The organism is Streptomyces sp. NPDC058646, assembly GCF_042716875.1.
In the GTDB taxonomy this organism is placed as follows: Bacteria; Actinomycetota; Actinomycetes; order Streptomycetales; family Streptomycetaceae; genus Streptomyces.
Window position 1 is genome coordinate 28899 of the sequence record NZ_JBHXRK010000015.1, and the last position, 24545, is coordinate 53443.

Annotated in this window: 21 protein-coding genes and 1 pseudogene; 9 read left to right on the plus strand and 13 right to left on the minus strand. The window is 73.2% G+C overall.

Annotated elements, in window-relative coordinates; translation table 11 throughout:
* Window positions 1-6 precede the first annotated feature (6 nt).
* Window positions 7-939, minus strand: coding sequence for an AraC family transcriptional regulator (locus ACFWUZ_RS19415; RefSeq protein ID WP_384373895.1), 933 nt, complete (start codon window positions 937-939; stop codon window positions 7-9).
* A gap of 100 nt (window positions 940-1039) precedes the next feature.
* Between ACFWUZ_RS19415 and ACFWUZ_RS19420 the strand changes: the two genes are divergently transcribed.
* Window positions 1040-1963, plus strand: a complete 924-nt coding sequence (locus tag ACFWUZ_RS19420; protein WP_384373898.1) for an MBL fold metallo-hydrolase — start codon at window positions 1040-1042, stop codon at window positions 1961-1963.
* A 36-nt stretch (window positions 1964-1999) separates the two neighbouring features.
* Here ACFWUZ_RS19420 and ACFWUZ_RS19425 read toward each other — a convergent pair whose 3' ends face one another.
* From ACFWUZ_RS19425 to ACFWUZ_RS19445, 5 genes are all read right to left on the minus strand, one after another.
* Window positions 2000-2620 (minus strand): L-threonylcarbamoyladenylate synthase, encoded by a 621-nt coding sequence (locus ACFWUZ_RS19425; protein ID WP_384373901.1) that lies wholly within the window; start codon window positions 2618-2620, stop codon window positions 2000-2002.
* Window positions 2621-2629: 9 nt separating this feature from the next.
* Entirely contained in the window at window positions 2630-4765 is a 2136-nt protein-coding gene (locus ACFWUZ_RS19430; RefSeq protein ID WP_384373904.1) for a SpoIIE family protein phosphatase, read from the minus strand.
* Window positions 4766-4891: 126 nt separating this feature from the next.
* Window positions 4892-5308, minus strand: a complete 417-nt coding sequence (locus tag ACFWUZ_RS19435) for a GntR family transcriptional regulator (protein WP_384373907.1) — start codon at window positions 5306-5308, stop codon at window positions 4892-4894.
* A 232-nt stretch (window positions 5309-5540) separates the two neighbouring features.
* The gene (locus ACFWUZ_RS19440; protein WP_384373910.1) at window positions 5541-6527 is read right to left on the minus strand and encodes an ABC transporter permease; all 987 of its coding nucleotides are present in this window, start codon (window positions 6525-6527) and stop codon (window positions 5541-5543) included.
* Window positions 6524-7468, minus strand: a complete 945-nt coding sequence (locus tag ACFWUZ_RS19445) for an ATP-binding cassette domain-containing protein (RefSeq protein ID WP_384373913.1) — start codon at window positions 7466-7468, stop codon at window positions 6524-6526. Before ACFWUZ_RS19445 ends, ACFWUZ_RS19440 begins: the two co-directional genes overlap by 4 nt.
* A 140-nt stretch (window positions 7469-7608) precedes the next feature.
* Here ACFWUZ_RS19445 and ACFWUZ_RS19450 point away from each other — a divergent pair, with 140 nt between their 5' ends.
* Window positions 7609-8133, plus strand: coding sequence for a GNAT family N-acetyltransferase (locus ACFWUZ_RS19450; RefSeq protein WP_384373916.1), 525 nt, complete (start codon window positions 7609-7611; stop codon window positions 8131-8133).
* Window positions 8134-8362: 229 nt separating this feature from the next.
* Here ACFWUZ_RS19450 and ACFWUZ_RS19455 read toward each other — a convergent pair whose 3' ends face one another.
* Window positions 8363-9019, minus strand: coding sequence for a hypothetical protein (locus tag ACFWUZ_RS19455; protein ID WP_384373919.1), 657 nt, complete (start codon window positions 9017-9019; stop codon window positions 8363-8365).
* Window positions 9020-9356: 337 nt separating this feature from the next.
* On the opposite strand from ACFWUZ_RS19455, the gene ACFWUZ_RS19460 reads away from it, so the two are divergent.
* The 3 genes from ACFWUZ_RS19460 to ACFWUZ_RS19470 are packed head-to-tail and all read left to right on the plus strand — an operon-like array spanning window position 9357 to window position 11819.
* Window positions 9357-10211 carry an ABC transporter substrate-binding protein gene (locus ACFWUZ_RS19460; RefSeq protein ID WP_384373922.1) on the plus strand — a complete coding sequence of 285 codons (855 nt, stop codon included), beginning with the start codon at window positions 9357-9359 and terminating at the stop codon, window positions 10209-10211.
* Window positions 10178-11008 carry an amino acid ABC transporter permease gene (locus ACFWUZ_RS19465; protein WP_384373925.1) on the plus strand — a complete coding sequence of 277 codons (831 nt, stop codon included), beginning with the start codon at window positions 10178-10180 and terminating at the stop codon, window positions 11006-11008. Before ACFWUZ_RS19460 ends, ACFWUZ_RS19465 begins: the two co-directional genes overlap by 34 nt.
* Before the next feature lie 7 nt (window positions 11009-11015).
* Window positions 11016-11819, plus strand: coding sequence for an amino acid ABC transporter ATP-binding protein (locus ACFWUZ_RS19470; protein ID WP_384373928.1), 804 nt, complete (start codon window positions 11016-11018; stop codon window positions 11817-11819).
* A gap of 10 nt (window positions 11820-11829) precedes the next feature.
* On the opposite strand, the gene ACFWUZ_RS19475 is transcribed toward ACFWUZ_RS19470, so the two are convergent.
* The gene (locus ACFWUZ_RS19475; protein WP_384373931.1) at window positions 11830-12630 is read right to left on the minus strand and encodes a polysaccharide deacetylase family protein; all 801 of its coding nucleotides are present in this window, start codon (window positions 12628-12630) and stop codon (window positions 11830-11832) included.
* A 486-nt stretch (window positions 12631-13116) separates the two neighbouring features.
* Here ACFWUZ_RS19475 and ACFWUZ_RS19480 point away from each other — a divergent pair, with 486 nt between their 5' ends.
* The gene (locus ACFWUZ_RS19480) at window positions 13117-13695 is read left to right on the plus strand and encodes a sigma-70 family RNA polymerase sigma factor (protein WP_384373935.1); all 579 of its coding nucleotides are present in this window, start codon (window positions 13117-13119) and stop codon (window positions 13693-13695) included.
* A gap of 866 nt (window positions 13696-14561) precedes the next feature.
* Window positions 14562-15329, plus strand: a pseudogene (locus ACFWUZ_RS19485) (IclR family transcriptional regulator); the annotation flags it as partial.
* A 374-nt stretch (window positions 15330-15703) separates the two neighbouring features.
* Here ACFWUZ_RS19485 and ACFWUZ_RS19490 read toward each other — a convergent pair.
* The 3 genes from ACFWUZ_RS19490 to ACFWUZ_RS19500 form a co-directional block, all read right to left on the minus strand.
* Complete coding sequence (locus tag ACFWUZ_RS19490) at window positions 15704-16654, minus strand: TauD/TfdA dioxygenase family protein (protein ID WP_384373939.1); 951 nt, start codon at window positions 16652-16654, stop codon at window positions 15704-15706.
* Between the two features lie 96 nt (window positions 16655-16750).
* Window positions 16751-17749: an RNA ligase family protein gene (locus ACFWUZ_RS19495; protein WP_384373942.1), complete on the minus strand. Its 999-nt coding sequence runs from the start codon at window positions 17747-17749 to the stop codon at window positions 16751-16753.
* Between the two features lie 588 nt (window positions 17750-18337).
* Window positions 18338-18919, minus strand: coding sequence for a TetR family transcriptional regulator (locus ACFWUZ_RS19500; RefSeq protein ID WP_384373945.1), 582 nt, complete (start codon window positions 18917-18919; stop codon window positions 18338-18340).
* Window positions 18920-19017: 98 nt separating this feature from the next.
* On the opposite strand from ACFWUZ_RS19500, the gene ACFWUZ_RS19505 reads away from it, so the two are divergent.
* Window positions 19018-20001, plus strand: a complete 984-nt coding sequence (locus ACFWUZ_RS19505; RefSeq protein ID WP_384373948.1) for an aldo/keto reductase — start codon at window positions 19018-19020, stop codon at window positions 19999-20001.
* A 44-nt stretch (window positions 20002-20045) separates the two neighbouring features.
* On the opposite strand, the gene ACFWUZ_RS19510 is transcribed toward ACFWUZ_RS19505, so the two are convergent.
* Window positions 20046-20657 carry a TetR/AcrR family transcriptional regulator gene (locus ACFWUZ_RS19510; protein ID WP_384373951.1) on the minus strand — a complete coding sequence of 204 codons (612 nt, stop codon included), beginning with the start codon at window positions 20655-20657 and terminating at the stop codon, window positions 20046-20048.
* Between the two features lie 95 nt (window positions 20658-20752).
* Between ACFWUZ_RS19510 and ACFWUZ_RS19515 the strand changes: the two genes are divergently transcribed.
* Complete coding sequence (locus ACFWUZ_RS19515; RefSeq protein WP_384373954.1) at window positions 20753-21808, plus strand: aldo/keto reductase; 1056 nt, start codon at window positions 20753-20755, stop codon at window positions 21806-21808.
* On the opposite strand, the gene ACFWUZ_RS19520 is transcribed toward ACFWUZ_RS19515, so the two are convergent.
* On the minus strand, window positions 21768-24497 hold the full coding sequence (locus tag ACFWUZ_RS19520) for an exo-beta-D-glucosaminidase (protein WP_384373957.1): 2730 nt from the start codon (window positions 24495-24497) through the stop codon (window positions 21768-21770). The two genes, ACFWUZ_RS19515 and ACFWUZ_RS19520, sit on opposite strands and share 41 nt — an antisense overlap.
* Window positions 24498-24545 lie beyond the last annotated feature (48 nt).

The following is a 24545-nucleotide window of genomic DNA, read 5'->3' on the forward strand; positions in this document are numbered from 1 at the left end:
GCCATCCTAATGAGCCCGCCTCCCCGGGCCGCCCCGCTCCTGCCGGTAGCGTCCGGGGGTCGTCCCGAACTCCCGGCTGAAGGCGTGGGAGAGGGCGTACGGGCTGCCGTACCCCACCCGACGGGCCACGGAGGCCAGGGAGTCCGGGGTGTCGCGCAGGATTCCGGCGGCCAGCGTCAGGCGCCACCAGGCGAGGTAGGCCATGGGCGGGCGGCCGACCAGAGCGGTGAAACGGCGGGCGAGGGTGGGGCGGGAGACGCCCGCCTCGACGGCGAGCCGGTCGTTGGTCCACCGCGCCGCCGGGTCCGCGTGCAGTGCCCGCAGGGCGGCGGCGGCCACCGGGTCCTCCAGTACGGCCGGCCAGGCGCCGCCCGTGTCCTCGTCCAGCCAGGAACGGATCATGTAGACGAGGAGGAGGTCGAGCAGACTGGGCACGGCCGTGCCGGATCCGGGGCGCTGGCGGCCCAGCTCCCGGCCCAGCAGGTCGATGGCCGAGCGCAGTTCGGGGTGGCTGCCCACGCGGTGCGGCAGGTGGACCACCTGCGGCAGTTCGGCCATCAGCGGGTGCACGTGGCTGCGGTCGAGCCGGTACTTGCCGCAGAGCAGCTCCACGCCGCCCACCGCGTCCCCGGACGGGTGCGGTCCGCTCCCGCCGGCCCAGTGCGCGAAGGGCAGGGCCCGCGCCACGGCCGCCGCGTCGGCCGGGCCGTCGGCCATCACGTGTCCCGTGCCGTGCGGCAGGAGCACCGCGTCCCCGGTCGCGAGCAGCACGGGCGAGCCGCCGTCCGGCAGCAGCCAGCAGCTGCCCGCCAGGACGACGTGGAAGCCCGCGCCGTCGTACGGGGGGAGCCGCGTGCACCAACTCCCGCCCACCCGTACCCGGTCGGAGGAGGGCCGCCCGATGCGCACGGCCGAGATCGCGTCGCTCACCACGTCCATCGGGGCAGCGTACTGCGGGTACCGGTGCTGAGACGCCTGCGTATCGGCATGAGCCGGACGGGCATTGAGCGGCTCATCCGCTTCTCCTAGGGTCGAAGGCATGAACAGCGAGAGCAGGCAGGGCGGCCGGAGCATCGTGCTGGGTGACGTCGAGGTCGTCCGGGCCGTCGAATGGCAGGGCCCCTTCGGCCCCGCCCGGGACCTGGTCCCCGGAGCCGGGCCCGAGGTGTGGAAGGAGAACGAACGGTGGCTGGCGCCCGAGCACTGGCGGCCGGACGACGACAGCGCGTGGATGGCGCTGCAGACCTGGGTGCTGCGCAGCGGCGGACGGACCGTACTCGTCGACACCGGGGTGGGCAACGGGCGCGAGCGTCCCTCCTCCCCGAACTTCCACCACCGGCAGGGAGACTTCCTGGGCGCCCTGGCACGGGCGGGCGTGCGCCCCGAGGACGTCGACGTCGTCGTCAACACCCATCTGCACGCCGATCACGTCGGCTGGAACACCCACGACGCAGGAGGGGAATGGACGCCCACCTTCCCCAACGCCCAGTACCTCATTCCCGCGGCGGACGACTTCCACTACGGCCCCGGCAACGGGTACGCGGGCGGCCTGCGCGACGACGACCGGCTCATGTACGAGGACAGCATCGCGCCCGTCCACCGGGCCGGGCAGGCCGTGCTGTGGGAGGGTTCCCACCGCATCGACGAGCACCTCACGCTGGAGTCCGCGCCCGGCCACACGCCCGGTTCGTCCGTGCTGCGGCTCGCGTCCCGCGGTGACCGGGCGGTCTTCGTAGGAGACCTGGTGCACAGCCCGGTGCAGATCGCCGCCCCCGCCTGCAACAGCTGCTTCTGCCTGGACGCGGAGCAGGCGGTGAGCAGTCGGCGGCGGATCCTCGGCCGGGCCGCCGCCGAAGCAGAACTGGTCGTTCCCGCGCACTTCGGCGGAGCCGGCGCCCTGGAGGTCCGGCAGGAGGGCGGGGGCTTCACCCTCGGGCGGTGGGCCGCCTTCGGTACGGCGTAGGACCCCCGGGGAGCGGCGGCCCCTCCGTACGTCCCGTCACTCGAAGCGGGAGGTGTCGCCCGCTCCCCGGCGCACGATCTCGACGTCGCCGCCGGAGAAGTCGATGACCGTCGTCGGCTTGACGCCGCAGTCGCCCGAGTCGAGCACGGCATCGACGACGTGGTCGAGGCGCTCCTTGATCTCCCATCCCTGCGTCATCGGCTCCTCCTCGTCGGGCAGGAGCAGGGTGCTGGACAGCAGGGGCTCACCGAGCTCGGCGAGCAGGGCCTGGGTGACGACGTGGTCGGGGATCCGGACCCCCACCGTCTTCTTCTTCGGGTGCAGCAGCTGCCGCGGCACCTCCTTCGTGGCCGGGAGGATGAAGGTGTAACTGCCGGGCGTCGCGGCCTTGATGGCGCGGAACACGTCGTTGTCGAGCTGCACGAACTGCCCGAGCTGGGCGAAGTTCTGGCACACGAGGGTGAAGTGGTGGCGGTCGTCGAGCTCCCGGATCGACCGGATCCGGCCGAGCCCCTCCCGGTTGCCCAGCTGGCATCCCAGGGCGAAGCAGGAGTCCGTCGGATAGGCGACGAGGGAGCCGGAGCGGATGATGTCAGCCACGTTGCTGATGGTGCGCCGCTGAGGATTCTCGGGGTTCACGTCGAAGTACTTGGCCATCCGCCGACTCTACGGGATCGGACCCCGCCCCTCCGGCGGCCTCGTACGGTGGACGCGGGCCAGGACCAGGACGGTGTCGTCGGCCGGCGGTCCGGGCAGCAGGTTCGCCAGGATCCGCTCCGCGAGGTCCTCCAGGTCTTCCAGGCCCTCCGGGCTCCCCGGGCCTTCCGCGGGGGACGGCGGTGCCGCGCCCAGTTCCGTGCGCAGGGCGTCCAGGCCCGAATCGATGTCCCGGCCGCGCGTCTCGATCAGGCCGTCCGTGTACAGCGCCAGCGTCGCGTTCTCGGGGAGCTCGATCTCCGTCGTCCCGTACGGGACCCCGCCGACGCCGAGGGGGACGCCCAGCACCTCGCCGACGGTGTCCACGGAGCCGTCCGGCCGGAGCACCAGAGGCGGGAGGTGGCCGGCGCTGGCGATGCGGGCCCGCCCGTCCGCCGGGTCGTACACGATGTACAGACAGGTCGCGAGTTCGATTCCGAACTCCTTTGCGCAGACGTCGAGTTCGGTGAGCAGCTCCGCCGGGTCGCTGTCGTGCCGGGCCAGCGCCTTGGTGGTGATGCGGAGCCTGCCCATCGCCGCGGCCGCGGGCACGCCGTGCCCCATGACATCGCCCACCACGAGGGCGATCCGGCCGTCCGGCAGCTTGATCACGTCGTACCAGTCGCCGCCGACCTCCGTGAGGTGGCTTCCGGGCAGGTACCGGTGGGCCACCTCCACGTACGGGCTGGTCGCCGGAGCGCTGGGCAGCAGGGCCCGCTGGAGCGTGCGCGAGATGTCCTGGACCCTGCTGTACAGACGGGCGTTGTCCAGGCAGATCGCGGCCCGGGAGGCGAGTTCGCCGGCCAGTCCGAGGTCGTCCTCGGTGAAGACCGGCCGCTCTTTGGAGCGGCCGAACATGGCGATCCCCTGGACCGTGCCCCGGGCGATGAGCGGGGCGACGAGGACGCAGCCCAGACCGCTCTCGGCCAGGATCCGGGCGCGCGACTCGATGACGACCGTCCGGGCGACGAAGTCCTCGTCGACCACGGCGGAGACGGGCCGGTTCGCGCGCAGCATGTCGTGGATGACGGAGCCCGGCGGGTACCGGACGGTCTCCACTCCGCTCACCAGTTCGGTCGCCGGCGGGGGCAGGACCGTCCCGGAGGCGATCCGGCGGGTGAACAGCGGCAGCTGCGGGTCGAAGCGTTCGGAGGAGTCCATCCACTCCACCACCTCCACGACGGCCCCGTCGCAGAAGTCCGGCATCGCCACGTCGACCAGTTCCTGGGCCGTGCGGTCCACGTCCAGCGTCGTACCGATGCGGGCGGCCGCCCGGTCCAGCAGCGCCAGCCGCTGACGGCTGGCGGTGGCCTCCAGGATGGCCCGCTCCCGGTCGGTCACGTCCACCATGAGCCCGCCCACCCCGGGCCGGGACCCGGCGGTCCCGCTCAGCGGGAAGAAGGTCACCGAGCGCACCTGGTCACGGCCCGGCCGGCCCCGCGGACGCATGCCCACCAGCGTCCCCACGACGGGGGTCCCGTCCGCGGCGACCTGGCGGAGCATGCGCTGGTACTCACCGCCGTCGGACAGGTCGACGATGTCGTCCGTGTGCCGCCCCAGGTGCGCCTCGACGGGCAGGCCGTCCATGTCGGCCATCGCCTGGTTGAGGTGCGCGTACCGCAGGTCCGGGTCGAACATCACCAGGCCGACGGGGCAGGTCTCGAAGAGCGCGTCGAGGAAGGCCAGGTTGGTCTTGACCCGGTCGAGCTCCTCGCTCCGGCTGGCCAGCACCATCACCACCGGGCGCTCCTCGGCGCCCGTCACCGGGAAGCCCCGGAAACCGCACGCGAAGGCCGTGCCGTCGCGGTGCCGGGCGGTCAGTGTGCCCCGCCAGTACCCCTGGCTCAGAGCGAGCCGGACCAGCCGGGCGCAGGGGTCGGAGCCGCTCGCCCCGTCGGGGGGGTCCGCGAAGAGCTGGGCGCCCGGCCGCGACAGGGCGCCGGGGGAGTCGTAGCCGAAGAGGTCCTGGGCGCCGGGCCCCCAGAAACGGATGCGGTGGTCGTCGCCGAGGCCGAAGACGGCCACCGGGACGTGTTCGAGCAACGTCCCGGGCTCGGACCAGATCGGGCCGTGGGCGTTCTCGCCCCCCGGCCGGACCGATGGCACGAGACGTCCCCTTCCACCCGGCGCTCTCTCCCCCCATTATCCGGACGGCAGCGAAGCCCGCCTTTCGGGCCCGGCGCCGCCGTCCGGCCCGGCGCGTCGGTGTCCGGCTCCGGCGAGCGGTCCCGGTCAGCCCGCGGGCGTGTGTGCGGGCAGCGATGAGGTCTCGGGGAAGGCCTCGCCGAGGGCGGCGTCGAACAAGGTGGTGACCTCGCGGGCGGTCAGACCCTGCTCGCGCGCCTCCAGCATCCACGCGCCGAGCCGGGTCCGCAGGGGAGATTCCGGGGCGGTCTGCGGGGTGGCCAGGGTGCGGGTGATGAAAGAGCCCGCACCCTGCCGCACCTCCACCAGACCGGACCGTTCCAGCTCGCGGTACGCCTTGAGGGTGGTGTTCGGGTTGACCTTCGTTGCGGCGGCGACCTGCGCCGCGGTGGGCAGCTTGTCGCCCTCGACGAGCGCCCCCATGCGGAGCGCCTGCTCCACCTGGTGGACGATCTGGAGGTAGGCGGGTAGACCGCTGCGCCGTTCGATCCGGAACACGACCACGGTGCCCCCCTCCTTGATCTCTCGTGGTGCCGTTCAGCGTAGGGGGTGTTCCGGGGTGTCCGGCCGCCCTAGGCCCTGTCGTCAAAGGGGCGCCTGGCCCACGGCGCCCGGCACCGCACCTCGCCGCGTTGTCGGGGCACCCGAGTACGTCCAGTACGCGGGCGCCCCTCCGCCTTGCGATGCACGGCGCCGGACGCCGCGGACCTGACCGGCGCCACTTCGACGACAGGGCCTAGAGGGTGCCGCGTCGCATGCGCAGGACCAGGAAGCACAGGAGGGCGGCGGCGAGGGCCAGGAACACCGCGGCCGCGGTCGCCTGCATGCCCGCCATCTGCTCGTGGACGTAGTAGTCGCGGACCGTGTCGACGATGCCGAGCGAAGCCCGGCAGGCCTCCGGCGAGGCGTCGTGGACGCAGGTGCTCCACCCGTAGAGCTTTCCGGAGGCGGTGCCGAGCCACTGGTCGACCTCCAGGACGCCCTGGAGCGCGGCGGGCTCGGGTCCGTCGAGCGGGAAGGCGAGGCGCCGCGGGGCGTCGAGCCGGTCCCGGAAGAGGCCGGCCGCGAAGAGCAGGACGGCGCAGGACAGGAAGGTGACGGTCATGGCGGCCACGGCCCGGCGGGCCAGCGCGCCGATCGTGATGCCGAGCGAGGTGGTGAACACGGCCGCCGCGACCAGCATCGGGCCGGTGGTGTCGAACTCCGTACCGGTCAGCCAGTCCGCCGGCGCGAACGGCCGGACGGAGCGGAGCCACCAGGCGTGGAGGAGGCTGAGGGTGCCCGTCGTCGCCGTCACCAGGGTCAGGGCGAAGCCCAGCTTGCCCAGCAGCCAGCGGCGGCGGGGCACGGACTGGGTGGTGACGAGGTGCGCGGTGCCGTGCTCCTGGTCGGAGGCGAGCAGCGGGGCCCCGAAGAACACCCCGAGCAGCAGCGGCAGGAACGCCAGCTGGCTCCCGGTGGACCCGAGGTCGTCGGCGATCCGGTCCCGCACGGCGGGGTCGACGGAGAGGACGGGCGTACGGGGCCAGCCGGCGGCGTGCAGGGTGTCCAGCATGGCGCCGCGCTGGTAGACGATCCAGGCCGCGCCGAGGACGGTCGTGGCGGCGCAGACGACCAGGGCGGTGCGGTGCTGGCGGGTCAGCAGCCAGGCGAGACCGCGGATCCGGCGAGGGCCGGCGGGCGCGGCGCTCCGGCTGGTGGCGGTGCGGGTCGCGGTGGTCATGCCGCGGCCTCCTCTCGGTGGTCGGGGGCGGCGGTGGGGGACAGGAGCGCGGGGGCCCCGGGGGAGCGGAGGTAGGCGAGCAGCACTTCTTCCATGCTCGGCTCGGCCTGCTGCCAGGCCTCGTCCAGCGGGCCCTGGCGCCGGACCATGGCGGTGAACTGCCGTCCGGAGGTGTGGACTTCGATCACGGTGTGGGCGTGCAGGGAGGCGGGCAGCCCTTGTTCCGTGGTCACCCCGGTGACGAGGGTGTGCATGGGGACGAGTTCGTCGGCCTCGCCGGCCATGCGGACCCGGCCGTCGGCGAGCACGAGCAGGTAGTCGCACATGTCCTCGACCTCGCTGAGCAGGTGGGAGGACATCAGTACGGTGGTCCCGTGCTCGGCGGCCTCGGCCATGAGCAGGGAGCTCATCTCGTCCCGGGCGAGGGGATCGAGATCGGCCATCGGCTCGTCCAGCAGGAGCAGCCGGGGCCGTTTGCCGAAGGCGAGGGCGAAGGCGACGCGGGTGCGCTGGCCGGCCGACAGGTCGCCGACCCGCGCCTCCAGCGGCAGCCGGCCGGACCGTACGATCCGCTCGGCCAGCGCCTGGTCCCAGGCGGGGTTGAGTTCCTGGCCCAGCCTCAGCGTCTGGGCCACCGTGAACCGCTTGAACAGCGGCTTGCCCTGTGCCAGGTAGGCCCAGTCGGTCATCGCTCCGGACGCGCCGACGGGGGTGCCGAAGATCCTCATCCCGCCCGCCGACGGCTGGAGGAGCCCGGTGGCCAGGCCGAGCAGGGTGCTCTTGCCCGCGCCGTTGGGCCCCACCAGCGCGGCGACGCGGCCGGCGGGAATCCGGAACGAGCAATTCCGCAAGGCCCACCCCCGGCGGTACTTCTTCCCCGCCCCGGTGGCCTCCAGGGCCCACCGGTCACCGGCCGCGTCGGAACTGGTCGTGTCTCGCACGGCTTCCCCCTTTTCCATGATTCCACTAGAGAACTAGTGGAATCATGGTCTGAGGGTGGGGAGCTGTCAAACCCCCGGCAGCCCCGAGCGGCGTCGGGCGGCCGGACGAGTCGGACTATCAGCCTGTTATCGTCCTGGGCATGCCCGAGCTGATCACGCCCACCCCGCGCCTCCACGCCTCCTGGCTCTCCGCGCAGGAGGAAGCGGGACCCGACGCCCACCTCGACGGCGGCGGACTCGGCTCCGAGGACGACGTGGACACGGCCGAGGGCTTCGCGGCCTGGGTGGAACGGCTGCGCGGGTACGGGGACCGTACGGTCCCCGTCGAGCAGGGCCGCGTCCACGCCTCGTACTGGTGGATCACCGAGGGTGACACCTACCTCGGCGCCATCGACCTGCGGCACTACCTCAACGGCTTCCTGCTCGACGCCGGAGGGCACATCGGCTACAGCGTGCGCCCCTCGGCGCGCCGCCGCGGGCTGGCCACCTGGGCCCTGACCGGCGTCCTCCACGAGGCGCGGGTGCTCGGGATGGACCGGGTGCTGCTGACCTGCGACCCGGACAACACCGCCTCGGTCCGCACGATCGAACGCAACGGAGGCGTACTGGAGGACGTCCGCGACACCCTGATCGGGCCGAAGCGGCGCTACTGGATCGACCTCTAGGAGCCCGGCCGATGTCCCTGGGCCGACCGGGGCGGAACGTGGTCTCGTGCGGCATCACCGCCACGCGCTCCAGCACGAACTCCGCGCCCCTCCCCCCGCCCCGGGCCCCCGGCGGCCTCCGTGCACCCACCCTCCCGCGCCACCGGGGGAACGGCGGCCAGCCGGGCGGCGGGATCCCGGACTCCCTCCGGATGCAGCACGGGCCGGGGCGGGCCGTACGCGGACGGCCTCAGCGGGCGGGGACGGGCCGCCCGCCGGACAGCCCCGAGCGGGCCAGGGCCCGCAGCATGGCCGGCAGGTCCTCCGGGTCGCCGCCGCAGCCGCGGACGAGGCCCTCGAACAGCTCCGGCGTCAGCTCGTACCGCTCGGCGTGCCGCAGCAGTTCCGCGCGGCGGTCCGCCGGCCGCGCATGGTCGGCCATCAGCCGCAGCAGCTCGTCCTCCTCGACGAAGCGGCTCAACCCGCAGTCCAGTCCGTCGTCGCCCAGGTCCGCGGGGTACGGGGCGCGGGACCAGGCGCCGTTCTCGTACCAGTACACGCACCCCAGCTCGTTCCCGGCGAGCAGATCGCGCAGCTCCTCGTGGGGAAGCCACCCGGGAGCCCCTGCGAGCACGTCGACGGGCGGCTCGTACCACTTGACCTCGCTCGACTCGTCCTCACCGAAGAGGACGAACCGGTCGTCGTCCAGCGGGGCCAGCGTCCACCACGTGCAGCCGCAGTCGTCGAGGTGCAGTCCGCCCTCGTCGATCCAGCAGCCGGTGCGGTGGCCCGGGCGGACCCGCTCCGACGCGGCCGTCGCCTCCAGCACGGCGATCGTGCTCCACCGGGCCCAGAGGATCTCGGGCGCCGGCAGGTCCTGCGGTAGTCCCGGTCGGTGCAAGGCCATTCCATCCCCCACGGTCGTACGCGATCAGGTTCCTGGCGGAGACAACCGCCCCCGGCGACAGCCCGCGCCCAGGCCGGCGCGGCCCCGGTCATGGGGCGCTCCGCCTCGGGTGCCGGGTGAGGGCCGGCAGGTCCATCGCCCGGCGCCCGGTCCCCGGGCCGCACCGCCTCATTCAAGCCGCCCGGTAACACCCGGCCGCATCCGGGGTCGGATTCCGCTCCATTCCTTCACGAACGCATGAAGAATGGTCACTCTCCGCGCGGCCGCGGGGCTTACGATCTCGACGGACGGTCTCGTCCTGCGACCGCCGCCCGCCCCGCACCCGTGGAGGTCAACCGTGTTCTGGACGGCCGAAGGACACCGCAGTCACCGCACCCGCCGCGCCGGCCTGCGCATCCGCGCCGTGGCGGGCGTCGCCGCGGGGGCGTTCCTCGCCGGGGGCTGTTCCTCGGGCGGCGACGGGCCGGGCGAAGCGGCCGGGGGCGTGCCCGTCGTCGAGAAGGGCAAGCTGACCACGTGCACCCATCTGCCGTACCCGCCGTTCCAGTTCGAGCAGGACGGCAAGGTCGTCGGATTCGACGTGGCCCTGGTCGACCTGGTCGCCGAGGAGCTCAAGGTCGAGCAGAAGATCCTCGACACCCCCTTCGAGAACTTCAAGACCGGCGCCTTCCTGAACTCCGGCGAGTGCGACCTCGCCGCGGCCGGAATGACCATCACCGACGAACGCAAGAAGAACGTCGACTTCTCCGTGCCCTACTTCGACGCCACGCAGGCACTCCTCGCCACCAGGAAGAGCGGCGTGACCTCGCTCGCCGACGTCAAGGCCAAGGGGAAGAAGCTGGGCGCCCAGGCCGAGACCACCGGCGAGTCCTACGCGAAGAGCCAGGGCTTCGACCCGGTCGCCTTCGAGAGTTCCGACGCGGTGCTCAACGGGCTGCGCACCGGCCAGGTCGATGCCGTGATCATCGACTACCCGGTCGTCCAGGGCTGGCTCAAGGACAAGAAGAACGAAGCCGAGTTCGTCCTCGGCGAGAACATCGCCACCGGTGAGCAGTACGGCTTCTCCGTGAAGAAGGGCAACACGGCCCTGCTCGCCGCCGTGGACAAGGCGATCACGAACGCCAAGGCCGACGGTACCTACAAGAAGCTGTACGAGCAGTGGATCGGCCCGCTGCCCCAGGCCACCTCGTGACCTCCCGGCTGACGCGGCGCCAGCGGCGCCGCGTCTGGCAGGGCGTCCAGTACGCGGTCTTCGTGGCCGTGCTGGTCCTGGTCGGCGTCTCCGCCGACTGGGACCGGCTGCAGAACCAGTTCGCCCAGACGGACCTGGCCGCCCGGCTCTTCCCGGACATCATCACCATCGCCCTGCGCAACACGGTGGTGTACACCCTGTCCGGGTTCCTCTTCGGCCTGGTGCTCGGGCTGGTCATCGCCATGATGCGGCTGTCGTCGGTGGGCCCCTACCGGTGGGTCGCGAGCGTCTACATCGAGCTGTTCCGCGGCCTGCCCGCCCTGCTGATCTTCATTTTCGTGGGCGTGGCGGTACCCCTCGCGTTCCCCGGCACCGAGATCCCCGGCGGCATCTACGGCAAGGTCGCCCTCGGCCTCGGCCTGGTCGCCGCCGCCTACATGGCCGAGACCATCCGGGCCGGCATCCAGGCGGTGCCCAAGGGACAGATGGAGGCGGCCCGTTCGCTGGGCTTCTCGCACGGCCGCGCCATGGTGTCGGTGATCATCCCGCAGGCCTTCCGCATCGTCATCCCGCCGCTCACCAACGAACTGGTCCTGCTCTTCAAGGACTCCTCGCTGGTGCTGTTCCTCGGGGTGACCCTGGACGAGCGGGAACTGACGAAGTTCGGCCGCGACCTCGCCAGCCAGACGGCCAACTCCACCCCGATCCTGGTCGCGGGCCTGTGCTACCTCCTCGTGACCGTGCCCCTGAGCTTCGTGGTGCGCCGGCTCGAGGCCCGCGCGGACAAGGCCACGTGAGGAAGACATGCCACAGAAGACGGGACCGCTGGACACGACGGCCGGAGACGGCCCGGAGATCGAGGTCCGCGGGCTGCACAAGTCCTTCGGGGACAACCACGTACTGCGCGGCATCGACCTGGAGATCGCCCGCGGCGAGGTGGTGTGCGTCATCGGGCCCTCCGGCTCCGGCAAGTCCACCCTGCTGCGCTGCGTGAACCTCCTGGAGGAACCGGAGGAGGGGCAGGTCTTCGTCGGCGGCACGGAGGTCACCGACCTCGACGTCGACATCGACGCGGTGCGCCGCCGCATCGGCATGGTCTTCCAGCAGTTCAACCTGTTCCCGCACGTGAGCGTCACCGAGAACCTCACCCTGCCGCAGCGCCGCGTGCTCCGCAGGAACAAGGCGCGGGCCGCCGCCGTCGCCCGGGAGAACCTCCAGCGCGTCGGCCTCGCCGACAAGGCCGACGCCTACCCGGCGCAGCTGTCCGGGGGCCAGCAGCAGCGGGTGGCGATCGCCCGGGCCCTGTCGATGGGCCCGGAGGTCATGCTCTTCGACGAGCCCACTTCGGCGCTCGACCCCGAACTCGTCGGGGAGGTGCTGTCGGTGATGCGGGTGCTGGCGGGCGAGGGCATGACGATGATGGTCGTCACGCACGAGATGAGCTTCGCCCGCGAGGTCGCGGACCGGGTCGTCTTCATGGACGGCGGCGTGATCGTCGAACAGGGGCCCGCGGCGCAGGTGGTGGGCGCTCCCCGCCACGAACGGACCAGGAACTTCCTCAACCGCATCCTCGACCCCGCCGCGGCCGAGGGCCCGCCCGAGGAGTGAGCGGCGGCGGTCAGGCGGGACCGGCGGTCAGGAACTCCCGCAGGTCGATGATCTCGTAGCCGTCGGCCTCGGCCGCGTCGATGATGCGGGGGAGGGCCTCGGCGTCCAGGACCACGCCGTCCCCGGTGCTGCCGACGTGCATCTGGATGATCGCCCCGGGGACCAGTGCGTCGACGGCCCGCTGGACCGCCCGGTCCACCGTCATGCCGCGCGCCGGGCCGAGGTAGCCGTTGGTGTCGGCGGTGAACTCGATCGCCGCGAACCCGAGCGCGTTGACGTCGGCGACGGACGCTGCGCTGGTGGCGCTGTACGGGAAGCGGAAGAACGGCAGCGGCTCCGCCCCCGAGGCCTTGCGGATCGCCTCGTCGGCACGGCGCACCTCCTGCGCCCGCTCCGGCGTGCTGAGGTCGTCGAAGTAGGGGTGGCTGTACGAGTGGTTGCCCAGGCCGTGGGCGGCGGCCATGGCGCGCACGGCCGCGGGACGGGCATCGGCGAACGCCCCGGTCGGAAAGAAGGTGGCGGGCAGCTTGCGCCGCCGCAGCTCGCCGAGGACGGTGTCGGTCCCGCTCTCGTCCCAGGCGGCGTTGAAGGTGAGCGCCACCACCCTCCGGGCCGTGGGCAGCCTGCGGATCTCACTGCCCAGGAGCACGTCCGGCGGGCGCGGCCCGGCCTGTTCCCGCCCCGACGGGGCCGGCCCGGGAACGGGCCCGCCGGGCCGGCCCGTGCGCCGGGGGGCCGCTGCGGCACCCGCGTGGGGGGCGAGCCCCGCGACCACGAGGGCCGCCAGCGCGGCGCGGCGTCCTGCGTCCACCACGGTCACTCCTTCCGTCGGGGCCCGTCTCCGCTGACCGGGCGGGCCTGCCACGACTATGCGGAGCGGGGTGGCCCGGGCCGCGGAGCCCGTGCCGGGCACCCGGGTGATCTCCGGCCGGCCGGCCGGGCCCGGGGAGCGTGCGGACGGTGGGCGGGGGCGCGCGGGGAAGGGAATGCGCTTCTTTCAGAGGTTTCCGGGGACCGGCTTGCACGATCGGGCGTGTTTTTCGATGGGGTGGTGTTCAGGGGGCGCTCGTCGCCCCCGCGGCTGCCGGAGCGGGGGAAGGCAGGCCGCCCACCCACACGCCACTTGAGAGGTTCGCGCCGACGTGAACGTTGCCGAGACTGTCACCCTCGCGCCGATAGACGCCACCGCAGTCCGTGATTCCGCGAGCGACGCGATCAGGGCGCCCAGGCGCCGGGCCCGCCGTCCCGAGGTACCCACGGCCCGGGTGGGCGCAGAGGAGCAGCTGTGGGGGAGCGTATGAGCGAAGGCGAGTTCGATCCGTCGGGGGACCAGGCGGTCTCCAGCGAACTGGCCGGTGTCCTGCCGGTGGAGTTCGCGGCGTTCCACTCCCAGCAGCACCGCGTCTATCTGCGCTACGCGCACCTGCAGCTGGGCAACGGCAAGGACGCCGAAGAGGTCGTCGACGACGTGTTCACCTTCCTGCTGAAGGTGTGGGGCCAGGCGCTGAAGGAGGCGAGCCTGCACGGCTTCGCCTGGGCCGTGCTGCGCGAGCACATCGAGCGCAGGCTCGCGGTCCTCGGCCGCCCGGTGGCCATGGTCGAGACGGCCTGGTTCGCCGCCCTGCGCCGCTCGTCACGGGAGCGGCTGGAGCTCCTGGAGTCGAAACTCGGCCTGTACGCAGCGATCGCCGAACTGTCCGAGCGGCAGTACGACGTGGTGCTGCTGGTCTTCCTGCTGGGCAACGACTCCGACACGGTCGCCCGGATGATGGGGATCTCCCCCGCGACGGTCCGCTCGCACATCCGCGGCGCGCGCCGAACCCTGTCCCGCAAGCTCGGGGTGGACTGGATCCCCGGAGAGGAGAAGGACCAGTGAGCGACCTGCCCCGAGAGCGGGACATGACGCTGGCCGGACTGGACGCGGCCCTGGCGGACGCGATGGTGCTCGCCGAGGAGTACGCCGGCTACGACGAGGGCGCGGCCCGTCGGCGGATCGCCCGCCGGATCGTCGCCGACCGCGCACGCTCCGCCCGGGGCACCGCCGTCACCGGCGGCGCGGCCGCGGCGGGACGGGGGGCGGCCGCGCCGGCGGCGTGGGACGACCTGGTGCTGGACGCCGCCTGCCACGTGCGGGCGGCGCGCGGCCTGGACGACCTCACCTGGTCCCTGGTGGAGAGCCGGGACTTCGCCGAGCTGGCCCTGAGCGCCGACTGCTGGCCCCACGGCGCCGAATCGGCCCTCCTGTTCGGCTGTCTCCTCCACCTGACCGACCGGACGGAGGGGGCGCGGTTCTGGTTCCAGTACGCGGCCGGGGCGGGCTCGCGGACCGCCGCGCAGTGCCTCTACCTCCACCACCTCGCCCGGGCCGAGGTCGGCACCGCCCGGCACTGGAAGGACGAGGCCCACATCCTGCCGCCCGACGGACACCTGCCGCCCCTGCCGCAGATCCCGGAGGACCTGGAGGACGCCCTCACCGCTTCGGTCATCTGGACCTCCCCGCCCATCACCACGCAGGACCTCACCACCCTCGCCACCCGGTCCGGCCGGCCCCCGTACCGGCTCCCCCTGCGGCTGCGCCAGGCCGTCACGGCACGGCCGCGGAAGGGACACCCCGACCTGGGGGACGTGTTCACCCCCGGACCGCAGGTCGCCGTCGCGGTCGCCCAGCACGCACGGCTCAACCCCCTGCACCTGACGCACGAGTCGAACCTGTGGGCCCGCGAGGCACTGCGGCAGCCGCAGCTGACGCGTGCCGCCCGGAGCGCTCCCGCCGCAGGGCCCGCACCGGCCCCGCTGGAATCGGTGCACCAGGCCCTGCGCATCCTGGAGGTGATCAACCGCTACTCGGGCGGCGTGAGCCTGACGCAGATCGCCCGCGAGACGAAGCTGCCCCAACTGGTGCTGCTGCGGGCCGTGGAGCAACTGCTTCGGGCCGACCTCGCCAGCGCCGTCGGACCCGATGCCTACGCCTCCGGCCATGCCCTGATGCTGGGCGACGCGGTCAGCGGAGAGGGGCGCGGCCACCTGCGGGAAACGCTCGCCTGGGTCCGGGACGCGGTCGGCGCCGCCGTCTACGTGGCCCGCTACACCGACGGCGAGGTCTCCATCACCCAGTACGCCGACGGTCCCGCCGCCCCGGTGGTGGACGAGTGGGTGGACTTCCGTGCCGCCGCGCACGCCTCCGCGGTCGGCAAGGCGCTGCTGGCCCAGCTCGGGCACGACGACCGCAAGGACCACCTGGACCGCCACCGGATGACCCGGTTCACCTCCCACACCCTCACCGGCCAGGAGGCCCTCTTCCACCAGCTCGACGCCCGCCAGCCGAACGCCCCGCTCCTCGACCTCCAGGAGTACGCCATCGGCACGGTGTGCGCGGCGGTTCCGATCACCGCGGGGCCGAACGCGGAATGCGTGGCGCTGTCCATCCCCGTCCCCGATCCGGGCCGCCTGAAGCAGGCCGCCCGGATCCTGCAGAGCGAGGCGGCCGCGGTCCTACTGGCTCTGATCGTCGCCGGCAGCACCGGGCCCGCGGCACGCGAGGACGGGCCGGCGGATCCGGGGGAGGCGGGTGCGGCCGGGTACGGGAGCACCATCCTGTCCACCACCGTCTGAGTCCGGGCATCGCCGGCGCGCGGACTCGAGGCGAGGAGGCAACCTGCCCCGCGTACGGCGATTCTCGGCCATCGGACGGCAGCAGTGTGCGGGGCCTTCCCGAGGAAGGCCCGCGCGGTCGACCCCGCCCTACGGGGGTGTCGGGCGGGGCCGTTGACCTCTCCACGGGGGAGGGGAGAAGGTCACCGCAGGCACAGCATTGCACTGGTTTCAGCCAAACAACAAGACTCTGGCCGATGATCTTGCCGCTGCCGTCCGGCCGCCCCGGAGGTTCACCAGCGACCCGGCTCGGTCCCCACGACCGGAACCGAGGACTCCCCGTCCACGCCCACCGGCACGTCCCCGGCGAGCATCACCCGGTGCATGACCCGCGGCGCGTCCAGGTGGGCGGTGTCGGACGGGGCGAGATGGATCGTGGCGCGGTTGTCCCAGAAGGCCACGCTGCCCGGTTCCCACCGGAACCGCACGGTGTACTCGGGCCGCGTGGCCTGCTCCAGCAGCAGCTCCAGGACCGGACCGCTCTCCGCGCGGGACAGGCCCGTGATCTGTTCGACGTAATAGCCGTTGACGAACAGCACCCGCTCGCCCGTTTCCGGGTGCACGCGTACCAGCGGGTGTTCCGAGGCGGTCTGATGGTCCAGCAGATGACGGACGTACGCATCGTCCCCCGGCCGGGCCTGGTAGCCGACGCCCAGCCGGTGCTCGGCACGCAGGCCGTCGACGAACCGCCGCATGGGCGCGGAGAGCCCGGCGTAGGCGGCCGCCAGGTTGGACCAGGTCGTGTCGCCGCCGTAGGCCGGTACCGTCTCGGCACGCAGGATCGTCGCGGCGGGCGGATCGATGCGGGCACCGTGGTCGCAGTGCCAGCCCCGCAGGAGCGTGTGGCGCCGACGGCGCAGCCACTCGGCGTGGTCCATGCCGAACCGTCCGCCGAGTTCCAGCCGGTCGGCCGTCGTCTCCACCTCGGGGACCCCGGGCGGTGATGCGCTGCCGCGGGACCTGAGCACCACCGGCTCTCCGAACCTGCGCGCGAAGGCCACGTGGGAGTCGTGGTCGAGCTTCTGCTCCCGGAAGAACACCACCTTCCAGCGCAGCACGGCGGCCCGGATCTCGGCGACCACCGCGTCGTCCAGCTCCCCGGCCAGGTCGGGCCCGGTGATCTCGGCACCGATGTGCCCGGCCACCGGCCTGACTTCGACCCTGGTGGACCCGTTCGCCGCCATGCGCACTCCGTTGGTCGTAGTGGTGCCCTTCCCCGCCAGCATGACGGCTGACCACGCCCCAGGAAAGATCGCGCCACCCGGGCCGGACCGGCGGTCTCAGGCGCGGTCGGCCGCGTCGAAGCGGGCCAGCGACAGCGCCCCGGCCCGCAGCGAGTCCTCCAGCGCACGCCGAGCGCCCCCGTCCAAACCGCCCAGCAGGTCCGCCGCCTCCTCGGCGGCGTCCCGGGCGATCTCGGCCGCCAGCTCCTGCGCAGGGGTCCGGGGACCCAGTTTGCTCACGGCCGACGCGGCCCGCGCCGGGGTGAGCAGGGCGGTGCCGTGGGCGAGCAGCCAGCCGGGGACACCGGCCACGCCCTCGGCGGGCGCCCGGTAGGGGCGTGCGCCGTCGAAGCGCCCGTCCTCGGCGAAGCCGGGCTGCTTGTACTTGGCCAGGGGCCGCGCGGGCCCCCGGAACTCTCCGGCGGGCTTGACCACCAGGCCCTCCGCGTGGTTCCCCGCGAGCGCGGGCAGGCCCAGCAGCCCGGGCAGCCGGGTGGGGAAGAGCACCGGCAGTTCCTGCAGCCGCGCGACCGGGCCCGCGGCCACCAGCGGCGCACAGAGCAGACCGGCCGCGCCGGCCGCTTCGCGCAGCGTCCGGTCCGCGACCCAGCACTCGCCGTCCCCGTCGGTGACGGTGGCGTCGAAGGGCAGCCAGAGCAGGTCCGGGGCGTACCAGACACCGGTCTGCACGGGCTCCGCCCCCGGGACCGGCGGGACGTCGGGGTGGGGGTAGCGGCCGCCCGCGAGTTCGCCGTAGACGGTCACGACCGCCGAGGCCCGCGCCCCGCACCGCTCCCGCAGCAGCCGGGCGCAGCGGGTCGCCGCGACCGCCAGGGCGGGCCAGATCCGGCCGACGCCGAAGAAGGCGTCCAGTCCGCCCTCCCCGAGCAGCTCGCGCCGCTTGGCGGGATGGGCGCCCGAGGCGTCGCACACCACCGCGAAGTTCGCACCGTGGACCTTCTCGTGGGCGACCCACTCCCGCCCGCGGGCCTCGGCCAGCCTGGTGCGGGACGGGATCTTCGGATACGGGGACCAGGAGAGGGGTTCGGGGTGCACCGGGCGATGGTAGCGAGCACCTCCGGCCCGCAGCCCGGGGATTTCCGCCGGAGCGGCCGGACCCCCCACCCCGGAAACCCGGGCGGGGGGCCCACGGCCCGTACCGCCGGAGGGGAGCCTTCCCGGTCCTGCCGTACTGCACGTCCAGGCAGTTGCCCGGGGCCCGGACGGCGCCGTCGGCCTCCGGCTTCCAGGCCTGCGCGTTGGTGCCGTTGCAGGAGTGGATCTGGACGGGTGTGCCGTGGCGGTCTCGGAACCCCTCACGTCCAGGCACTTGCCGGGTTCCGCCGACGCGCCGGGCCGCTGGATGCGGAGCGCCGTACTGGAGGTGGCGGAGCGGAGGACCAGGCCGATGCCGAGGCGGGGGCGATCCTCCCGGCGTACCACCTCGGCGGGCCCGGACGCACCACCAGGTCGCCCGGCGGCTCCACCCCGGAGCCGGCCGCCTGCTTCCGCCGGCTCCGCCGCGGCCCGGCCCTGCCGGCGGCCCGCCTCCCGCACCGAGCACGCAGCGGGGGGCCTGCCGATCAGCGCCTCGCGGCCTCCGGTGACGCCCCCTGATCCGGCCGCATCAGGGAGCGTCACCCTCTAGCGCCGGTGCGGGGCGGTGATCCGGCGGACGGACTCGACCACCGCCGCCCGGTGCCGGGCCAGCAGTTCGGGGGTCCAGCCGGTGCCGGTGCCGCCCGCGGCGGGGCCGCCCACGGCGCCGAACCACGCCTGCGACAGGCCCACGACCAGCGTCAGTACGTCGACGGCGTCCATCCCGGCGTCGATCCGGCCCGATTCCTGCGCCTGCCGTACCGCCTCCACCTTGCCCGCGTAGGAGGCGGCCTCCGCGTCCGTGGAACCCGGACGCTCCAGCTGCTTCCACAGCACCAGCCGCATCAGCGACGGCCGCTCGACGAGGTGGTCGAAGACGGCGCCGGCGTAGCCGGCCAGATCGCCGGCGTCGAACGGCACGGATTCCGAGCCCGTCTCCAGCGCCCGCTGGAGCACCGCGTCGAAGAGCTGCTCCTTGTTGCCGTAGTAGACGTAGATCAGCCGCTTGTTCGCCTGGGCCGCATCCGCGACGCGGTCCACCCGCGCCCCGGCGATGCCGTACGCCGCGAACTCGGCGAAGGCCGCGTCGAGCAGGCGGGCCTTGGTCGCACTCGAATCCCTTGCCATGGCGGGCAGCCTAGCAAGTAACTATCCAGTTATTGACATCCTCGCCCCGCGTGGTGCATGATCTATCTATCCAGTTAGTTACTTATGAGGAGAGCACAATGGAGATCCGCGCACTGGGCCGCCAGGGGCTGAAGGTCGGAGCCGAGGGGCTGGGCCTGATGGGCATGAGTGCCCACTACGGGGCCACCGACGAGACCGAGTCGCTCGCCACGATCGACCGCGCCCTGGAGCTGGGCGTCACCCTCCTCGACACCGCCGAGGGCTACGGGCCGTTCCGCAACGAGCAGCTCCTCGGCAAGGCGCTGGCCGGCCGCCGTGACGCCGCAGTGGTCGCCACCAAGACCGGCGTCGAGTTCACCGATGAGGGCGGCTTCCGCGGCCACAACGCGACCCCGGAGTACATCCGCCGTTCGGCCGACCGCTCCCTGCGCCACCTGGGCACCGACCACATCGACCTCTACTACCTGCACCGCATCGACCCGGCCGTCCCCGTCGAGGAGAGCGTCGGCGCCATGGCCGAGCTGGTCGAGGCCGGCAAGGTCCGCCACATCGGTCTGTGCGAGGTCGCGCCCGCCACCGTCGAGCGCGCCCACGCGGTGCATCCGCTCGCCGCCGTGCAGACCGAGTACAGCCTCTTCGAGCGCGGCATCGAGCACGACGGGGTGCTGGACACCCTGCGGCGGCTCGGCATCGGGCTCGTCGCGTACTCCCCGCTCGGCCGCGGCTTCCTCTCCGGAGCCGTCACCAGCCCGGACGACTTCGCCGCGGACGACTTCCGCCGCACCGACCCCCGCTTCCAGGGGGAGAACTTCCACCGCAACCTCGCCGTCGTCGACCAGGTGCGCCGCCTCGCCGCCGAGAAGGACGTCACGCCCTCGCAGCTGGCCCTGGCCTGGACCCTGCGCCAGGGGGCGGTGCCCATCCCGGGCACCAAGCGCCGCCGCTACCTGGAGGAGAACGTCGCGGCAACCGGCGTCACGCTCACCGACGCCGACCTGGCCGCCATCGACTCCGTCGCCCCGCACGGAGTGGCCTCGGGCGACCGCTACGCGCCGGAGCTGATGGCGTCACTGGGCGGCTGACGGGCCGGGCAGGGGGGCACCACAGGCCCGGGGCGCCGGTCCGCTCAGGCGAAGACCCCCGCGCGGGCCGCGGCGACCGCCGCCCGCGCCGCCCGCTGCGCCGCTGCCTCGTCGAGCGGGGCGCCGGAGGTCAGCAGCCGGTAGTACAGGGGCGCCGAGACGGCGCGGACCACCTCGGCGGCGTCGGTGCCCTCCGGCACTTCGCCCCGCTCCACGGCCTGTTGCACGCACGGGGCCCAGGCGGCGACGCGGACCTCGTAGAAGCGGTGCAGGGCCTCGGCCGTCCGCTCGTCGCCGGTGGCCGCGGCGATCACGGCCCGGAACAGCGCCCCCTGGCGGGGGTCGGTCAGGGTCCGCCGTACGAGGTCGGCGTTGGCCAGCAGGTCGCCGAGGAGCGAGCCCGTGTCGGTGCGCGGCGAGGACTGCTCGGCCATGTCCGTCAGCAGGTCCGCGACCAGGCCTGCCACCGTGCCCCAGCGGCGGTACACCGTCGTCTTGCCCACGTCGGCACGGCGGGCGACCTCCGTGAGGTCGAGCCGGTCGTACCCGCACTCGGCGAGCACGTCCCCGGCGGCCTGAAGCACCGCGGCCCGGACCCGGGCCGTACGGCCCCCGGGGCGAACGGTGCCCGGCTCGACGGCATCACTCGGCGTCATAACGGGTCTCCGGTTCCATTAGGGGCGATCTCCTGCTACGTTGGGGCCATCTTAACGGGTCTACCGTCCCATTACGTTTGCCGGAGGGATGCATCATGGATTACAGGCAGCTCGGTACCTCGGGTCTCACCGTCCCCGCCCTGAGTTTCGGAGCCGGAACGTTCGGCGGCCAAGGGCCGCTCTTCGGCGCATGGGGCACCACCGACGCGCAGGAGGCGCGCCGGCTGGTGGACATCTGCATCGAGGCCGGCATCACCATGTTCGACACCGCCGACGTGTACTCGGCGGGCGCCTCGGAAGAGGTGCTGGGCCAGGCGGTCAAGGGCCGGCGGGACCAGGTCCTGATCTCCACCAAGGCCGGTCTGCCCATGGGCGACGGCCCCGGCGACGCCGGAACCTCCGGGTCCCGCCTGATCAGGGCGACCGAGGACGCCCTGCGCCGGCTCGGCACCGACTACATAGACCTCTTCCAGCTGCACGCCTTCGACGCCGCCACGCCCGTCGAAGAGGTGCTGTCCACGCTCGACGAGCTGGTGCGGTCCGGGAAGATCCGCCACGTCGGCGTCTCCAACTTCGCGGGCTGGCAGCTGATGAAGTCCCTCTCGGCCTCCGAGAAGCTCGGCTTCCCCCGCTACGCCGCCCACCAGGTCTACTACTCCCTCATCGGCCGCGACTACGAATGGGAGCTGATGCCCCTCGGCCGGGACCAGGGCGTCGGCGCCGTCGTCTGGAGCCCCCTGGGCTGGGGACGCCTGACCGGCAAGCTGCGCCGCGGCCGCCCGCTGCCGCCGGGGAGCCGCCTGCACCGGACCGCGGACTTCGGCCCGCCGGTGGAGGACGCCTACCTCTACGACGTGGTCGACGCCCTGGACGAGGTGGCCCGCGAGACGGGCCGGACCGTCCCCCAGGTGGCCATCAACTGGCTGCTGGCGCGGCCCACGGTGTCCTCCGTCATCGTCGGTGCGCGCAACGAGGCCCAACTGCGCCAGAACCTGGGCGCCGTCGGCTGGACCCTGTCGCCCGAGCAGACCGCCCGCCTCGACGCGGCGAGCCACCGGCCGGCGCCGTACCCGTACTTCCCGTACGAACGCCAGGAGGGCTTCGCCCGCCTCAGCCCGCCGATGATCGGGAGCCGTCGGCCGGCCGCGTGACCGTCGGCGTGTTCCAGCCGGAGATCCGCAGCCGCGGCGCGGAACCGCGCAGGCCGGCGGTCCGGTAGGCCGCCGTCAGCGTCACCGACTCACCCGGCCAGAGGCTGACCTGGTTGTCGCTCCACCGGACGGGCAGCACCGGTTCGTCCCCCGCCCCCACCAGGTGGACGTCGGTCAGCAGCGCCGGAGCGGTGCCGCCGCCCCCGTGCCGCAGGGTCACCGTCGTCGTGGACGTCCCCGCGCCGTCCTGCGTCGTCGAGGCGGCCGAGGTGACCGTCGCCCGCCCCATCGTGGTCAGCCCGCTGAGGTCGGCGTAGGAGGTGGTGGGGGTGTAGTACCAGTCGGTTCCCGCCCAGTCGAGCACGTCCTCCTCGGTGGAGAGCCAGTAGACGTTCCGGCTCACCTCCCGCCCCGAGCCGTCCGTCAGCAGCAGCCGGGCCAGATAGGTGGTGGACAGCCCCGCGACCGACCGGGGGACCGTCAGTACGGTGCTGTTCGCGCCGTCGCCCCCGACGCTCAGCCCGGTCACCGTACGGTCGTACTCCGGCGTGCCGTCGGGGGTGAAGAGCGTCACCCGCGCCGACAGGCCGGAGACCGCCGCGGGCCGGTTGTTGACGACCGCCACCGAGCGGTCGTCGTAGGCGTACTGGATGTGCAGCGGCTCGTTCGCCTTCTTCGCACCGAAGTAGGCGCCGCCCTGATCGAGGTAGCGGTCCACCAGCTGCCACTGCAGCGAGGTCCAGCCGCTGTTGAACATCCAGTAGATGACACCCGTCGACGGCTTCGAGGCGTCCTTGGCATTGCGCCCGTACGCCTCGAACTGCGCGCGCACGTTCTCGTACTGGGCCAGCTGCGCCTTGCGCACGTAGTCCTCGAGGCCGGTGGGCGCGCCGTAACGGCCCTCCAGCGCCGCGTTGTACAGCTTCAGCGTGGCGAACGTGGCCGAGGGGGAGCGGTGGTACTGGGGCGCGGACGGGTCCTTCCAGAGGGTCTCCAGCTCGGCGGGGGACAGCATGCGGCGCAGCGTGTCGAGGGTCGGCACGTCCGGGCCCGCACTGGTCTCGGAGTTGAAGCCGGTGGCGCCGCCCTCCCGCTTCGCGTACCAGTAGCCGGGCGGGACCCAGTCGTAGGGGCCGGTCATCTTCATCCCCGACCTCCCGGTGACCGGCGCCGAGGCGTCGGAGGCCGCGGGCACCACCGGGGCCGTCCAGTCTGCGGCCTCCAGCGCGTCGAGGTACCCCCGCTCGATCTCCTCGTCCGGTGCGAAGTCACTGCCGATCAGGAAGGAGATCACACTGGGGTGGTGGCGCAGCCGGGCGGCTTCGGCGGCCATGGACGCCCGGGCGACGGGGTAGTCGCGGGCCTCCCACCTCTCCCCGGCCTCGCTGCCGTTGACTTCGCCCTCCCACTTGTCGCAGCACTCCCAGCCGGGAAGGGTGAGGATCCCGTACCGGTCGGCCAGGTCGAAGAACTCGTCCGGCTCGATGTGCCCTTCCAGCCGCAGGGTGTTCAGGCCCAGGTCGAGGGCGTACTTCAGCCGGTCCTCGACGTAGGTGCGGTCCCAGCGCAGGAACGCATCGGGGGACCAGCCCGCGCCCTTGATCAGCAGCGGGCGTCCGTTGATCCGGTACTGCCGGTCGCCGTCCGCGTTCAGCGGAGCCCGGACGTCGCGGATGCCGAACGACGCGTGCGCGGTGTCGGAGGGCGCGCCGTCCACCGTCGCGGTGAGGTCGAGTCCGTACAGGGGCTGCCCGCCCATCGAGGCGGGCCACCACACCCGCGGGGAGCCCAGCCGCAGGCCGGGATGGTCGGCGGGGGAGAAGACCACCGTCTTCGTCTCGTGCGGGGCGAGAGAGACCTCCCGGCTGACGGCGGCCGGACCCGCGGTGCCGGACACCGTGGCGGTGACGGTGCCGGCCGAGTCGTTGCGCACCTGCGCCTTGACGGTCAGGTCGGCCGAGGCCATCGACGGCACGGCCAGGGCGGTCACCACGTGGGCATCGCGCAGGGCGACCGGACCGCCCCGGCGCACCGTCACGTCCCGGACGATGCCCATGTTCTCGTCGGGCGGCGGCTGGATCCAGTCCAGCCATCCCATCGTCAGCTGCTTGCGCGGGTCGTTGGGCTGGATCCGGAAGGCGACCGTGTTGGCGCCGGCCCGGACCAGGTCGGTGACGTCCAGCTCGTGCCGGGTGTACGCGCCCGCGACGGTGCCCGCGGAGGCGATCCGGCTGCCGTTGACGAAGACGTCGGCGGCGGAGATCACCCCGCTGAAGTCCAGGTACGTACGGGCCGTCGTGTCGGCGACGGTGAAGTCGGAACGGAACCACCACGGCACGTCGAAGTCGGCGGCCGGGATCTGCTTCTGACGGGTGGAGTAGAAGGGGTCGGGGTACACACCCGCGGCGAGGAGCGCCGCGAGGACGGTGGAACGGGGGCCGGCCGGATACCAGCCGGCCGCCGGATAGCCGGGGCTGGAGACGACGGCCGCCGGGTCGGAGACCTTCGCCGACGACTGGATCGCGTACCCGGCCAGGACCGTCGTGCTGCCCGGCTCCGCGGCGACCGGGGTCACCCGGGCCGCAGGGGCCGGACCCGGCACCGCCTGCGCGGCGGGAGCCGTTCCGGACGCGCCGGCGGCGAGGGCGAGGACCACCCCGGCGGCGGCCAGGGCGAGGCGAGGGAACACGGGGCCTCCCGCGGATCGGGGCGCACGGAAGGGCCCCGCTGGTGAACT

What these genes read in the sequence shown, in the direction of transcription:
- ACFWUZ_RS19415 (WP_384373895.1), bottom strand. Translation starts at nt 939, where the DNA reads ATGGACGTGGTGAGCGACGCGATCTCGGCCGTGCGCATCGGGCGGCCC.
- ACFWUZ_RS19505 (WP_384373948.1), top strand. Translation starts at nt 19,018, where the DNA reads ATGGAGATCCGCGCACTGGGCCGCCAGGGGCTGAAGGTCGGAGCCGAG.
- ACFWUZ_RS19480 (WP_384373935.1), top strand. Translation starts at nt 13,117, where the DNA reads ATGAGCGAAGGCGAGTTCGATCCGTCGGGGGACCAGGCGGTCTCCAGC.
- ACFWUZ_RS19470 (WP_384373928.1), top strand. Translation starts at nt 11,016, where the DNA reads ATGCCACAGAAGACGGGACCGCTGGACACGACGGCCGGAGACGGCCCG.
- ACFWUZ_RS19500 (WP_384373945.1), bottom strand. Translation starts at nt 18,919, where the DNA reads ATGGCAAGGGATTCGAGTGCGACCAAGGCCCGCCTGCTCGACGCGGCC.
- ACFWUZ_RS19440 (WP_384373910.1), bottom strand. Translation starts at nt 6,527, where the DNA reads ATGACCACCGCGACCCGCACCGCCACCAGCCGGAGCGCCGCGCCCGCC.
- ACFWUZ_RS19515 (WP_384373954.1), top strand. Translation starts at nt 20,753, where the DNA reads ATGGATTACAGGCAGCTCGGTACCTCGGGTCTCACCGTCCCCGCCCTG.
- ACFWUZ_RS19510 (WP_384373951.1), bottom strand. Translation starts at nt 20,657, where the DNA reads ATGACGCCGAGTGATGCCGTCGAGCCGGGCACCGTTCGCCCCGGGGGC.
- ACFWUZ_RS19420 (WP_384373898.1), top strand. Translation starts at nt 1,040, where the DNA reads ATGAACAGCGAGAGCAGGCAGGGCGGCCGGAGCATCGTGCTGGGTGAC.
- ACFWUZ_RS19450 (WP_384373916.1), top strand. Translation starts at nt 7,609, where the DNA reads ATGCCCGAGCTGATCACGCCCACCCCGCGCCTCCACGCCTCCTGGCTC.
- ACFWUZ_RS19455 (WP_384373919.1), bottom strand. Translation starts at nt 9,019, where the DNA reads ATGGCCTTGCACCGACCGGGACTACCGCAGGACCTGCCGGCGCCCGAG.
- ACFWUZ_RS19490 (WP_384373939.1), bottom strand. Translation starts at nt 16,654, where the DNA reads ATGGCGGCGAACGGGTCCACCAGGGTCGAAGTCAGGCCGGTGGCCGGG.
- ACFWUZ_RS19425 (WP_384373901.1), bottom strand. Translation starts at nt 2,620, where the DNA reads ATGGCCAAGTACTTCGACGTGAACCCCGAGAATCCTCAGCGGCGCACC.